Below are 13,421 nucleotides of genomic sequence, written 5' to 3' on the forward strand. Positions count from 1 at the left end.
TCCGCTGCTAATAAAGAAGTCTTATCTGGTTCTTCTTTTTTCTTGTCTAGTAGCATATCTTTATATTGCTATATACCTTAGAAGGAAGCCGGATATTATTAAAACTGTGGAGAATCATTTAACAACCGGGTTACTGATGTGGATTCTGATCTTCAAATTTAGTATTATTATCTTCAGGCCGTCTATCCTTTGGACAAATCCTTATGGCCTGCTTTTTTTCACAGGGGGAACAAGGGGATTTTATCTTGCTGTAGTTATAACAGTAGCTTTCTTATTTTGGAAACTACAGCAATCCAACATAAATATTAGAACTTCAGTATTCATTCTGATTCCGAGTATTTTAATAATTATCTCTAGCTATTTTGGACTAATGGCATTTTTATAAAGGTGGGGAATAAAGATGGTGAAAAAAATAATAGCAATCGCCTTTCTAGTTGCATTGAGCGGCTATGCAATTTTTCAGGTTTTTGGAGAAAAAGATCTGGCGACTGGCACCCAGCCAGGCGAAAAAGCTATTGATTTTGAACTCAATACATTGGATGGAAAAACAGCACAACTTTCCGATTATGAAGGAAAAAAAGTCATTGTAAACTTTTGGGCTACCTGGTGTGGACCATGCCGAGCAGAAATGCCTGAAATGCAGAAGTTTCATACTGAAAACGAAGATGTTGTGATGCTTGCTGTTAACTTGACTACCAGCGAGCCGAGTATAGATTCAATTAAGAAATATGTAAAAGAGGGTGGATATACTTTTCCAATTCTTCTTGATGAGGAAGATATCTTTAGACACTATCAAGTGTTGACTATGCCTTCTACTTTCTTTATCGACTCGGAGGGTGTCATTTCCTATATGCATTTAGGACCTATGACATATGAATTGATGGAAGAACAGGTTGCTAAAATGAATTAATGAGGGAGGTTGTACAGAGATAATCTGTGCAACCTCTTTTAAAATTTCCAGCGAAAATGCCCGGTTATCGGGGATTTAAAAGATGTTAGCTTTATTTCAGAGGCAAACGGATAAGTGTTATGGATAATATAGGGAACTCCATCTTTTGTTCGTTTATCTGAAACAATGCCAACATGATCAAAATCTCCACCAAGAAACACGACAATGTCTCCAGCTTGCCATTGCTCTAAATTATCCATATCCCCTTTAATAACTTCCGTCGTCAACGATTGTGCAAATCTATCGAAAAATACAGATTGATTTGGAACACGCCTAAAATCAATGTTAGGGTCAGGGTCACCACCAACCCTTGGATACAGTTTGGTATTCTCGGCAATATCGTTGTCCATAAGATCCTTTAAATTAATTCCTGCTCCCATTAAGGCACGCCAGACTACATCCGTACAAACACCCTCTGTATCAGGTGGATAACCTCCGTCATAATATACACTCTTGTAAGGTGTACGCTGCTCTACCTCTTTTCTTGCAGTTATAACAATGTCTATTTGATCTGGTATGCCATTTTTATTTTGATCATGGTCGGATAAAGTGATGGGAATATCCAAAGTTTTGGTAAAAGGTAGTGACACATTAATTCCTAGATAATCCAAAACGATGCCATCCTTAAAAATAAAGGCAAAACTTAAAAGAAAAGTTATGGCCCCTACAATAAAAATCCACGTTTTCTTTTTCATTCTTCACCTCCAAGTCAATCAGCCAGGCTTATGATTTGCTCCATATGGTGTATATCGTGTTTTACAAACATACGTAAGAATGAATCAGGAGTATATTTGCGCTTTTTCTTCCCGATGGTGAAAGTAACTTTTTGATCCAAACTCTCCATTTTGTCCATTAGCTCATTTCTTATGATAATAAATTCTTCAATAAGTACATTAGTGCCTTCAAAGGATCTAATTGATTCTAGAGCTTTTTCATTATAAGTATCATGGTCCGGGAAGTCTGGAAGAACACCGTTGTCTTTCATTTCAGGTACCATATTTTCCAACAAATATAAATCCCAGAAGTATATGTGGCCGATGATTTCCTTGATAGACCATTTTCCACTTGAAATTGGTTTAGTTAATTCTGCTTCATTCTTGGTTGAAAGTGACCCGAAAAACTCCATGTTGTTCCGATAAGCTTGATAAGGTGAAATAGTCAATTTCATATTGAATCCCCACTTTTTATAATATTCTTACATTAAATTGTACATTAATTATAAAAGTAAAACAAGAACATATATTCGATATCGTGGCTATTTATACCAGTTTCTAATTTTCTGAAAATGGTTATATAAATAATAACAAACCTTCTATGAAGAACACCACTTTACTGACTCTTCAAATTTTCATCAAATTCTAATTTATTTTACAGAAAATTATCATAATTTAAGAGTATTTTGGACATTAATACTATTACAATAATGAATAAGTAGGTGAGAAAATGAGAAGAATCCGTAAACGTTCGTTTGAAGAGCTAGTTTTGGAAAACAAACAATTGTTATTAAAGGACGAAGAGGCTTTACGTAAAATTGAAGATCGCTTGGAAGAAAAAATGTTGAACAAAGCGGCAGAATAACTTTCAAATATTTCTTGTTATAAATATCCCTCTACCTAGAGATAGTAAAGGTAGGAGGGATGTTTTTATGAGTAATCCAAAAGGAAGCAGAAAGCACTTTATGCCAAACCATATCGGAACTCAGCCACAAGAGGCTGGAGGCAATAAAGGCAAGCAGATGCAAGATACTTCAGGTAAACACGCTCAAGTGATTCAAACGAAGGGTGAGTAATATATCCAACTATTTCATGTGTTGATGTAGCATCTGTTGCAAACAATACCACTTGTAGTAACTTTTCATTCACTAAAGGGAGGCGTTTTGTTATGGACCAAAACAAACAACATCGTGCAAACCCGGATGATCGCAGTGATAATGTAGAAAAACTACAAAGCATGGTGCAGAATACAATAGAAAATATTGAGGAAGCACATGATTCCATGCAATTTGCCAATGCAGAGGAAAGATCCCGCATTGAAGCAAAAAACCACCGTCGCGAAGAGAGCATTGCAGCTTTCAGGTCTGAGATTAAAGACGAAGCTAGTGCTCGTGAAAACGGTTTAGAGTAATAACGGAAGGCGGGCAGCAAATGCCCGTCTTTTTTTATAAGTCTTTTAATGTGGAAAAATATTCTTTTGTGTTATCATAATGAAATACAGCCAAGTGAATGGGGGAGTATAGATGCTAATATCTAAAAAAGAGATAGAAGTGCGTTATGCAGAGACAGATCAAATGGGCGTAGTATACCATGCCAACTACTTGGTTTGGATGGAACTCGGCAGAACGCAACTAATTAAAGATTTAGGCTTTTCCTATGCTGAGATGGAACAGGACGGAGTGATTTCGCCTGTAATCGATATAAATGTAACGTATAAAAAGCCGCTTCGTTACGGAGAAGTAGCGACGATACATACGTGGATTGAGACCTACGATGGCTTTCGAGTGGTCTATGGTTATAAAATACTTACTCCACAAGAGGAAATCGCACTCTTGGGAAGTTCCTCGCATGTTTGTGTGAAAAAGGATAATTTCAAGCCGATTATTATTCGTAAAAAATATCCAGAGTGGCATACTGCTTATGAAAATGCGAAAAAGCAAGGAGAGTAGATATGGCATTCGGAATTAAGCGAGGGGAACTTCAAGAGTGGAAAAAGAAAGTGAAAAGTGGGGAGATCGCCTTCCTTACCCACTATTGGATTCATCCTCGTTTTGATGGCATTACCACTGTCACAAAAGCCGGTTGCTGTGATCTGAAAAAGCTCATGGAATGGGGCAGGCAATATGGGTTGAAGGAGCAATGGATACATAAACGGGATAAATATCCTCATTTTGATTTAATCGGAGATACCCAGTTGATGATTTTGAAAAAAGAAGGTCAATGGGACCAGATTAATCGCTTCTTTGAACATAAATAAAGAATTAGGACTATAAAGCCCTAATTCTTTTTTATGTTTATTCATAATCAAATTTAGGTTCATTCAACTCTTCATCAAACTCAATGTGAAGATCATGGCCGTCGAAATACCATGCATCTTTTTCCTCCACATAAAAAGTGATCCCGTCTTTCTCAGTGGTTGCAACAGGCTGGTCTGGCTCTTCTTTAATAATTCCTAAAGAAAATCCCTTTTGCACGGTACTGCAACCTCCGTAGCGTACTTGGAATTTCAAGTTGTCTCCATTTTCAAGATGAAGCTCTTTTTTATACCATTCCAATGCTTGGTCTGATAAGTGAATATTCATAACAGCAACTCCTTTTGTCTCTTTGATTGTATTACGTTGCCTTGAAAAAAGGAAAGATGCTTTCGCATGAACGCAATATATATGTACTACCTTATTATACCTGAATTCCACATACGCAACCAAATGAAACCACTTTAAGGGGAAATGAAAAAACACCGATCCAACAATTTTAGATCGATGCCAGTTCATCTAATTATTTATTTCATCTTCTTCCAACCATTGATACATATGCTGCATCATTTCCTCGTTTTTTGCCGTGCCTTGTGCAAACCCGTATGATGCGGCATCTTTTAGTGGAACCACATGATATTTAGTAGGGTTGACTTGTGAAACATAGGTAGGAATAAAATTATCCACTCTAATATCGATTTTGCTTTCCTTGCCATTTACTACTTTTTCAATATGCAATTGGAGAATTCCGCCTATGTCTTTGTAGTCATCCTTTTGCCCTGATAGGAAGTTACCAAGCGAATAGACAACAAACATTTTTCCGCCATCCGGCCTATCCATAAATTTCATCGGTTGGAGTACGTGAGGATGATGCCCAATAACAATATCAACCCCAATTTCGGCAAGGTAGTTTGCAAGTTCTTCTTGTTCAGAGTTTGGAAAAAGGATATATTCTACTCCCCAATGCATAGCGACTACCACAACATCTGAATTTTGTTTGGCTTCTTCCACATCTCTCTTGATTGCCTCACGGTCAATCAGGTTCACAAAGTACTCTTTTCCTTCCGGTACAGGAATGCCATTAGTACCATATGTATAGGACAAGAATGAGAAATCAATGCCATTTCTGGAGATGGTACGAAGTCTTGCTTTATCTTCGTTACTTTTGTATCCCCCGACGTATTCCATTTCGATTGTTTCATAGTGGTTTATTGCATTCATAATTGCTTTTTCTCCACGGTCCAGGGTATGGTTGTTGGCGATACTGACAATATCAACGCCAGCTTCTTGAAGGGCGTCGGCAACTTCAAACGGACTGTTAAAGCTAGGGTAGTTGGATAAGCCAATTTCCGTACCTCCGATAATGGTTTCTTGATTCGCTATCGAGATGTCAGTTTCAAGGAGATATGATTTCACACTTTCTAGCATCGGATTAAAATCATACCTGTTTTCTCCTGTTTTTGCTGCATTATAGACAGTGCTGTGAATAAGTAAATCTCCAACAGCGGAAAGTGTTGCCTCAGTACGGAACCCCTTTTCAGATTTTACTTGTTTTGATGTAGGATGCATTTTCACTGTTTTTGTAACGGATTCCTCTTGATTTTCGCTCCCCGAAAAATTATTGAAATGATGAAAGGATAAAATAGAAAAAACGGTACCCAATAATAAAATAATCAAAATTGGGAAAAAGTATTTAAATTTTTTATTCATTGTAATTAACCCCTTATATCTTTTTCTTTCTCCACCATATAACATAGTTTTCGCAAATTTCATCGTAATATGTCGAATGTTCAAAAAATTAAAGGGTTTTTGTTTTGCATCTCGAAATAATAAGGGATATAGAAAAAAGGGGGAAGTTATTTTGTTAACGTTCAATAAACCAGAAGTAGAACAGTTCTTTAAAGTTTTTAATATTGAAGATTTTACGCTTAGTCCTGATGAAAAACAGTTAGTCTACAGTACCAATCTTACTGGTCATTATAATGTATGGGCGATGGATCTTCCTAATCAATATCCATACCCGCTTACATTTAATGACCAAAGCTGCCATGGCCTCAAGTACGATCCAAATGGAAAATACATATTAGCAAGTTTTGACCAAGATGGAAATGAGCTGACACAGCTATATGCACTTCCAAGCCGCGGCGGGGAATTGCAGGATGTGAGAGTGGAAAAAGAGCACCGTCATATGAACCCGAGTTTCTCAAAGGACGGGAAACGCATTTATTATACGAGCACAAAAGGAAATCAAACCTACCTAAACTGCTATTGCTACAACTTAGAGACTAACGAAGAGAAGATGTTGGTTGAGGGGACAGATGCTTCTACATACTTAATAGCCGTCTCAGAGGATGAAGAAAGCTTTCTTACCTTAAAACATTTTGCCAATACTCATACCCAGGCATTTCTACACCAAGGAGAAACAGCAACTAAGCTGACTCCAGAAACAGTGAATCAGCATACCGTTGACAGTGCCGTATTTACCGGATCCAACTCCATTTATCTTGTAACAGACTTTGAGGATGACAATGGTTACCTCGCACATTTTGATCTTGATACGAAGGAATTCACAAGGGTTTCAGATAGTGATATGCACTTTAATAATATGTACTTTGATAAGACAGGAAATAATTTATATCTAGTTTCAGCCAAAGGAGTGGAGGATAAACTCTATACCTATTGTTTGGAGGATAAAAGTTGGAATGAAGTGGCCATACCCGTCTCCATCATCGAAAAAGTGGTAATCGGTAAAAGTGGATCAGTCTATTTATTAGGGAAAACTGCCTCAAAGCCAGCAAACATCTATAAAATGGAAAACGCAGAGTGGATTCCTTTAACGAATAATCGTGTCCCAGCAGTAGATGGTGATGATCTTTGTGAACCTGAAATCCTTTCCTACCCATCTTTTGATGGACTAGAGATTGAAGCATTATTCTTTAAGGCTAAAGAAGATGTATCAAACGGTCATGTGATTCTTTGGCCGCACGGTGGTCCACAGGCATCGGAACGAAAATTCTTCCGTTCCTATTTTCAATTCCTTGTAAATAGAGGATACAGCATTTTTGCTCCAAACTTCCGAGGTTCCTCCAACTATGGATTGGCTTATATGAAGATGGTAGAAGGAGACTGGGGACACGGACCTCGTCTTGATAACATCCATGGCCTGGAATGGATCATCGAAAAAGGGTTTGCGGACAGAGATAAAATATTCCTTATGGGCGGTAGCTATGGAGGATACATGGCGTTACTTCTCCATGGACGTCATCCTGAGTATTTCAAGGCTGTCATTGATATATTTGGTGTCAGTAATCTGTTTTCCTTTATTGAATCTGTGCCGGAACATTGGAAACCGATAATGAAGCAATGGGTAGGAGATCCTGTTGAAGATAAGGATCGTCTGACAATCGATTCTCCAATCACATACCTTGACACAATGACAAAACCAATGTTAATCATCCAAGGTGCAAACGATCCGCGGGTCGTTCAAAAAGAGTCCGACCAAATTGTGGATGCGTTAAAAGAAAAAGGGCGAGACGTAGAATACCTTGTATTGAAAGATGAAGGGCATGGTTTTTCAAAGAAGGAAAATGAAATAAAAGTATTTAGGGTGATTTTGGACTTTTTAGAAAAGCACATTTAATTTTTACAACTTATTGGGTGGGATTCGGATTGATGTTCCGGGTCCTTTTTTTATGGAGCTCTAGTCGTACCTCCAACTACGCCTCAAGAAGTATTTTCCAAAAAAGGCTTTTTATTTAATTTTATAGAGCATATAATCAATTTTGGGAGATGGAAATATATTCTTATTTTTTTAATTGAGGGGAGAATTCAGGGATGTCGATGATGGAGTTTATTTTAAAAAGGAAAATCGCTGTTGGGCTTTTAGTTGTATTCGTATTTATGATCGGTTTCTATTCGCTGAATAAACTTGACCAGGAATTAATGCCGCCGGTTTCTTTTGATATGACGATTGTACAGGTAGATGCAGGGGAAATGCCTGTATTGGATGTAGAAGATAAAGTAACAAAACCCATTGAACAGATTTTAAGCGGACTTGATGGGGTCGAATCTCACACTTCAGCAACGTATGTTGGAAAGTCTTCCATCACTGTCATGGTAGAAGAGGGAAGAGGGGATGAAGTACATAAAAATATAGAGGCCGCCGTTGCCCCATTATCCAGCCAAATCCCTGGAGTTCAGTATATTAATAGCTTTCAAATGACTACCAGCCAGGAATATGAATTTTATATGGATATATCCAATGGTAATATGAAGGACATTTCATCTTTTGCAAAAAATATAGTGGAGCCTAGATTAGAAGCATTGCCTGAAGTAAGAGATGTAAAGTTTGATGGTTTGGAAGAAAACGAGGTTGTCGTCCAGTTTAAAAGGGATGAACTTACGGAAGCTGGTGTGGACTCACAGCAAATCATTCAAACCATTCAACAATCTAATCTTATTACTTCATTTGGGGAACTATCGGAGGAAGTAAACGAGCCAACCTTAAGATGGAATACTTCATTAACAAGTGTAGAGGATATCAAAGGGATTCTAATACCTACGATGTCCGGTGTGAAGGAATTAAGTGAACTAGCAGAAATCAAACTACAAAATCGGGAAACAGCATCTGGTGTTTGGAAGGACGGAAGCCAAGATGTAGTAATGGTTCAAATTGGGCGAGTTTCCGAGGTTACACAAATTGAAATGGCCGAAGCGGTCCGTGCGGAAGTGGAAAAAATAAGAGAAGAAGGGCTTGTTTCCGGATTCGAATTTGAGGAAATAGTAGCTCAAGCGGACTATGTTAGCGAAGCGGTTGATGGAGTATCAAGCAACATCCTAATAGGTGGATTACTTGCTATCGTGGTGCTTTTCTTGTTCTTTCGTAATGTTCGAGCAACCTTGATTATCGGAATTTCCATCCCATTATCCATCCTACTCACTTTTGCGAGCATGTGGTTATTGGGATACAGCCTCAATATGCTTAGTTTAATTGCACTAGGATTAGGAATAGGTATGATGGTGGATGCTTCCATCGTTATTTTAGAGTCCATTTATCGAAAAAAGGAACAAGGTTTAAAGAACCGGGAAGCTGTATTAGTCGGAGTGAAAGAAGTTGCATCTGCGGTATTTGCTTCCATGCTGACTACCATAGTTGTGTTTTTACCTATCGGTTTGTTAGGTGGGGAAGCAGGCAAGTTCATGATTATATTATCTGTTGTGGTCATTGTGACACTCGTAAGTTCAGTCGTGGTTTCATTTACACTGATACCATCCCTTTCAGAGAATTTTTTGAAATTGACGAAAAAGCAACAAGATAAGAGGGAGAGTAAGGTTATCCTGTCCTATGGTAGGTTCATTAAATGGCTGACAGGTAAAAAACGCAGACGTTACGGTGTCATCTTCCTGTTTTTCTTAATGTTTATCGGTTCTCTGGCTTTAGTTACAAAAGTTCCGATGACTATCATGCCTGACATGTATAATCGCTACTCAGAGATAATGGTTACTTTAGATAAAGGTGTCACACCAGATCAGAAAAATGAAGTAGCAGAAGCAATACATTCCAAGCTCGTTGATATTCCAGATGTTAAGGAAGGATTTGTACTGGATCAAATTGAATTAATGTTTGTGCTGATCAATATGACACCAGAAGAAGAAGCTACCTTAGAGCAAAAAGAAGTAAATGAACAGATACTCAAGGGATTGCTTGAGCTAAAAGAAGATTATCCTGTCGTGGATGTTACCTCTGTAATGAGCGCTGGAGCAAGTTATCCTGTTCAAATTGAGTTAAGTGGAGAAGATCTGGATGGATTGACTTCATTATCCTCTGATATGGTAAAAGAATTAAACGGTATTGATGGGATTATAGGAACGACTACATCACTTGGGGAACTCATGGATGAGGAACTAATTGTTCTGGATGAAGCAAAGATGACGAAGGATGGAGTTACTCCGGTACAAATTTTAGGTGAATTAAATAATTTAACCTCTTCTGTTCCAATCGGTGCATTGCAAGATGAAGGCGCAACTCCTATCTTAGTTGCCCCTAATGAAGTAATTACAAACAAAAACCAGTTATTAGAGCTTGAGGTTACCACACAAGAAGGACCTAAGAATCTTTCCAATTATGTTTCGTTTGAACAAGTAAAAGCACCTGGACAAATTGATCATAAAGACGGAGAGCGGATTGTCAAGGTTCTTGCAAATATCGAGAATCGCGATTTAGGTTCTGTTAATAGAGATGTACAAAAAATTGTAGAGAAATTTGAAATACCAGACGGCTATACTATCTCGGTTGGAGGAAGTCTTGAGCAGCAACAAGAAGCAATACAAGATATGTTAGTTATCTTGGCGATTGCCATTTTCTTGGTATACGTAGTGATGGCTGTTCAATTCAATCACTTGCTTCACCCGATCATTGTCATGACAATCATTCCAATGACATTCACTGGTGTTATTCTAGGCTTACTTTTAACACAGCGCGAACTAAGCATTATGTCAGGGATGGGGGTAATCATGTTAATTGGGATTGTATTAAATAATGCTATCCTTTTGATTGACCGAGCTAAACAACTGAGAGCAGAAAACTATGGCGTAGGGGAAGCAATGGTAGAAGCGGGTATGAACAGAATACGCCCGATCTTCATGACGACGTTGACAACAGTTGGAGGAATGTTGCCGCTTGCCATTTCAACAGGAGCAGCCAGCAACTACCAGGCACCTTTAGCTACAGTTGTCATTGCAGGACTATTGTTCTCCACTTTAATAACATTGGTACTGATCCCTTCTGTCTACATGCTTTTCCATGATCTTGGGGTGGGTATTCGTAATATTTACAATCGAAATAAAAATAAAGGCAAAGAAGTCACTACAGCTAAAAAAGCAGGTTAATGAAAAGCAAGCATCCTTTGTCTCAGTGATAAGGGGTGCTTGTTTCTTTTATGATGTTCGAGTTCTACATTTCTGTGTTCCTTTCTTCTTGTTTCCACTTTCTATAAAGGAGTAGGCAGTGGGTAAGGCCAGCTAAGATAAATAGGGCCAATAACATAACGGAAGCAGTGGTGGAGATATCAAAAATAATAATGAGAGCAATCAAAACGATGAGAGACGGCGGGAGTTGCCATAGGTTTCGAATCAGCTTTCGTCTATAGCTGAGCTTGTAATAGCTTAGCGCAAATCCTTTGTCGACTTTTTTCTTATTTTTGTAAACCCTCTTCAAAATAAAACCTACGATTAATCCAACCACAATACCAATAACTACATTGATCATCAGGCTTTCCATTGATAGATTAACAATTAATTCATTTTTCATATTAAACCCCCTTCGCTTTTGTTTTTTCTATTATATGGTAACATAAAACTATTAATAGATTTTTAAAGGTGGTATGTATACATATGAAAACACTTGTCTGTTTTGGCGATAGTTTGACTGCAAGGCATGAAGGAAAGGACAATCCCCGACTTACTGAAAAAATTAGTTTTCAACTCCCTACTTTCAGGGTTGTCAATGCAGGGGTATCCGCTAATACCACGAAGGACGCATTAAGAAGAATTGAAAAGGATGTATTAATTCATAGCCCAGATTTAGTAACTGTATTATTCGGCTCGAATGATGCTGCAGTTCATAAAAAGGTTGCTCTTAACACGTATGAAGAGAACTTATTAAAGATTACCCGACTAATAGGACCGGATAAAACGATACTCATCACCCCTCCTCCAGTGGATGAAGCATTACAACCAAACAGGAAAAATACTGAACTGGCTAAATATGCTGATGCAGTAAAGCGTGTATCAGAAGAAACCGGCAGTTATTTGATTGACTTCTACAAAGAATTGTACGCTAAACCCCATTATAAAGAGCTCTTAGTCGGCATATTAAAGGATGGTTTGCATTTTGGTGATGCTGGCTATGACATATTGGCAAATTTAATCAATGACAAGATAGTTGAAATAGAATCAAACGAAGAGCAAAAAATTGATTAGGGCGGTTATATTTGACCTTGATGGCACACTTTTGAATAGGGATGTTTCCTTAAAAAAGTTCGTTGAAGATCAGTATGAAAGGTGTAAGCAAGCTTTCAGGCATATTCACAAAAATACCTATATTGATAGATTCATCGAGTTGGATGCACGCGGGTATGTCTGGAAAGATAATGTCTATCAGCAGCTTATTGATGAATTTCGAATAGAGGGGCTGACTTGGAAAGAACTTTTAGATGATTATATCCATCACTTTCCATTTCATTGTACCCCTTTTGATAATGTAGAAAACACACTTCAGCGACTTTCTGAAGATAACCTTTCTTTAGGAATGATAACGAACGGTTTTGAAGTTTTTCAAATGAACAATTTAAAAGCACTGGGTATCGCCCCCTTTTTTCAATCCATTCTTGTGTCGGAGCGGGAAGGAATAAAGAAACCTAATCCTGAAATTTTTCGCAGATCCGCAGAGTTTCTAGGATTCTCGACAAGGGAATGTCTATTTATCGGCGATCACCCTGAAAATGATGTGAAGGCTGCCAAAGCTGTTGGCATGACGACGGTTTGGAAGAAAGATTCATTTTGGGATGAAGTGGATGCAGACTTTATTATAGAGGATCTCAGTTGTATGCCTGCTATTGTCCAATCCATTAATGAAAAGGAAGGCAAAGAAGATGGTTTTTGAAGAAGAAATACTAAAGCATGAGCTTTTAACATTCCAAGAAAAAAGGATAGTAGAAGATGCAACTTTTCGCGACACCCTGATAGATTCCTTGATAAAGCACATCGGTTCAACAGACCCCACTCTTCGTGATGATCTAATTTACGCCAACTTTGCTAAGTTAATAGAGGGTGGAAAGATACCGAAGTTAAAAATGGCAAGTGTGTTAGATATATGTTTGGACATAGAGCATCTGTTTTATAAAATCGGGGAAGAGAATACGGACTCTGTTTTTACTCGATCCTTCTCTTCTTTGGTTGTTGCTCTAATATTAGCCAATGACGATGGAACTCTTATTGATGCTAAGAGGTTGCTAGAAGTAAAGACAGCAATCTTTGAATATCTAAGTAAAGAAAGGGACACGCGGGGATTCATAGAAAATAAGGGATGGGCACACAGTATCGCTCATGGAGCTGATATGTTAACTGCCCTGGTAAGTCACGCACATTTTCAAATGAATCTACTATTTGATGTACTTAGAGCAATAGAAACTTGCCTACTAAAGGATGTCGTGTACCAAGATGAGGAAGAAGAGCGGCTTATTTTTATATTAGAAGCCCTGTTAGAAAAAGGGATGGAGAAGCACATGCTTATAAACTGGATAAAAGCACTCTCGTCTATTTTGAAAAAGGAACAAGTAAAGCACGGACAAACACCGTCTTTTTATCGTAGTAAGATTAACGTGACCAATTTCATGAAGTCCCTTTATTTTAGATTGAAGCTAATAAACCCTGATAAGGAACTTCTAGAATGTTTAGAACAAGAAATTCAATACTGGTTCAGAAAAACATATGGCCAAGGGTAGGTGT

At 38.0% G+C, this 13,421-nt stretch carries 16 protein-coding genes; 11 read left to right on the forward strand and 5 right to left on the reverse strand.

Going from position 1 to position 13,421, the window contains the following annotated elements; all coding sequences use genetic code 11:
• The first annotated feature begins 400 nt into the window (after window positions 1-400).
• Window positions 401-910: a TlpA family protein disulfide reductase gene (locus LG307_RS10455; protein ID WP_404450195.1), complete on the forward strand. Its 510-nt coding sequence runs from the start codon at window positions 401-403 to the stop codon at window positions 908-910.
• A gap of 38 nt (window positions 911-948) precedes the next feature.
• Here the strand turns inward: LG307_RS10455 and LG307_RS10460 are convergent, their stop codons facing one another.
• Together LG307_RS10460 and LG307_RS10465 are read right to left on the reverse strand one after the other, a co-directional pair.
• The gene (locus tag LG307_RS10460; protein WP_404450196.1) at window positions 949-1,644 is read right to left on the reverse strand and encodes a DUF1287 domain-containing protein; all 696 of its coding nucleotides are present in this window, start codon (window positions 1,642-1,644) and stop codon (window positions 949-951) included.
• A gap of 14 nt (window positions 1,645-1,658) precedes the next feature.
• Window positions 1,659-2,117: a DinB family protein gene (locus LG307_RS10465; RefSeq protein ID WP_404450197.1), complete on the reverse strand. Its 459-nt coding sequence runs from the start codon at window positions 2,115-2,117 to the stop codon at window positions 1,659-1,661.
• A 275-nt stretch (window positions 2,118-2,392) separates the two neighbouring features.
• Here LG307_RS10465 and LG307_RS10470 point away from each other — a divergent pair, with 275 nt between their 5' ends.
• From LG307_RS10470 to LG307_RS10490, 5 genes are all read left to right on the forward strand, one after another.
• Window positions 2,393-2,527, forward strand: a complete 135-nt coding sequence (locus LG307_RS10470) for an FbpB family small basic protein (protein ID WP_082153446.1) — start codon at window positions 2,393-2,395, stop codon at window positions 2,525-2,527.
• Window positions 2,528-2,594: 67 nt separating this feature from the next.
• Window positions 2,595-2,738, forward strand: coding sequence for an acid-soluble spore protein N (locus LG307_RS10475; protein WP_010193544.1), 144 nt, complete (start codon window positions 2,595-2,597; stop codon window positions 2,736-2,738).
• A gap of 92 nt (window positions 2,739-2,830) precedes the next feature.
• A complete protein-coding gene (gene tlp / locus LG307_RS10480) occupies window positions 2,831-3,073 on the forward strand; it encodes a small acid-soluble spore protein Tlp (protein ID WP_404450198.1) in 243 nt (80 codons plus the stop codon).
• A gap of 112 nt (window positions 3,074-3,185) precedes the next feature.
• Window positions 3,186-3,611 carry an acyl-CoA thioesterase gene (locus LG307_RS10485; protein ID WP_404450199.1) on the forward strand — a complete coding sequence of 142 codons (426 nt, stop codon included), beginning with the start codon at window positions 3,186-3,188 and terminating at the stop codon, window positions 3,609-3,611.
• A 2-nt stretch (window positions 3,612-3,613) separates the two neighbouring features.
• Window positions 3,614-3,919: a hypothetical protein gene (locus LG307_RS10490; protein WP_404450200.1), complete on the forward strand. Its 306-nt coding sequence runs from the start codon at window positions 3,614-3,616 to the stop codon at window positions 3,917-3,919.
• Between the two features lie 37 nt (window positions 3,920-3,956).
• Here LG307_RS10490 and LG307_RS10495 read toward each other — a convergent pair whose 3' ends face one another.
• Complete coding sequence (locus LG307_RS10495; RefSeq protein ID WP_404450201.1) at window positions 3,957-4,244, reverse strand: HesB/YadR/YfhF family protein; 288 nt, start codon at window positions 4,242-4,244, stop codon at window positions 3,957-3,959.
• 189 nt (window positions 4,245-4,433) lie between these two features.
• Entirely contained in the window at window positions 4,434-5,624 is a 1,191-nt protein-coding gene (locus tag LG307_RS10500; RefSeq protein ID WP_404450202.1) for a CapA family protein, read from the reverse strand.
• 151 nt (window positions 5,625-5,775) lie between these two features.
• On the opposite strand from LG307_RS10500, the gene LG307_RS10505 reads away from it, so the two are divergent.
• Both LG307_RS10505 and LG307_RS10510 read left to right on the forward strand, forming a co-directional pair.
• Window positions 5,776-7,554, forward strand: a complete 1,779-nt coding sequence (locus LG307_RS10505; protein ID WP_404450203.1) for a S9 family peptidase — start codon at window positions 5,776-5,778, stop codon at window positions 7,552-7,554.
• Between the two features lie 194 nt (window positions 7,555-7,748).
• Complete coding sequence (locus LG307_RS10510) at window positions 7,749-10,802, forward strand: efflux RND transporter permease subunit (protein WP_404450204.1); 3,054 nt, start codon at window positions 7,749-7,751, stop codon at window positions 10,800-10,802.
• A gap of 64 nt (window positions 10,803-10,866) precedes the next feature.
• Here LG307_RS10510 and LG307_RS10515 read toward each other — a convergent pair whose 3' ends face one another.
• On the reverse strand, window positions 10,867-11,223 hold the full coding sequence (locus LG307_RS10515) for a FeoB-associated Cys-rich membrane protein (protein ID WP_404450205.1): 357 nt from the start codon (window positions 11,221-11,223) through the stop codon (window positions 10,867-10,869).
• An 83-nt stretch (window positions 11,224-11,306) separates the two neighbouring features.
• On the opposite strand from LG307_RS10515, the gene LG307_RS10520 reads away from it, so the two are divergent.
• The 3 genes from LG307_RS10520 to LG307_RS10530 are packed head-to-tail and all read left to right on the forward strand — an operon-like array spanning window position 11,307 to window position 13,417.
• Window positions 11,307-11,894, forward strand: a complete 588-nt coding sequence (locus LG307_RS10520; protein WP_404450206.1) for a GDSL-type esterase/lipase family protein — start codon at window positions 11,307-11,309, stop codon at window positions 11,892-11,894.
• Window positions 11,887-12,576: an HAD family hydrolase gene (locus LG307_RS10525; protein WP_404450207.1), complete on the forward strand. Its 690-nt coding sequence runs from the start codon at window positions 11,887-11,889 to the stop codon at window positions 12,574-12,576. The genes LG307_RS10520 and LG307_RS10525 overlap by 8 nt, the downstream gene beginning before the upstream one ends.
• Window positions 12,566-13,417 (forward strand): DUF2785 domain-containing protein, encoded by an 852-nt coding sequence (locus LG307_RS10530; RefSeq protein WP_404450208.1) that lies wholly within the window; start codon window positions 12,566-12,568, stop codon window positions 13,415-13,417. The genes LG307_RS10525 and LG307_RS10530 overlap by 11 nt, the downstream gene beginning before the upstream one ends.
• Window positions 13,418-13,421 lie beyond the last annotated feature (4 nt).

The sequence above is a fragment of the Sutcliffiella horikoshii genome (assembly GCF_044809035.1).
GTDB lineage: Bacteria > Bacillota > Bacilli > Bacillales > Bacillaceae_I > Sutcliffiella_A > Sutcliffiella_A horikoshii_G.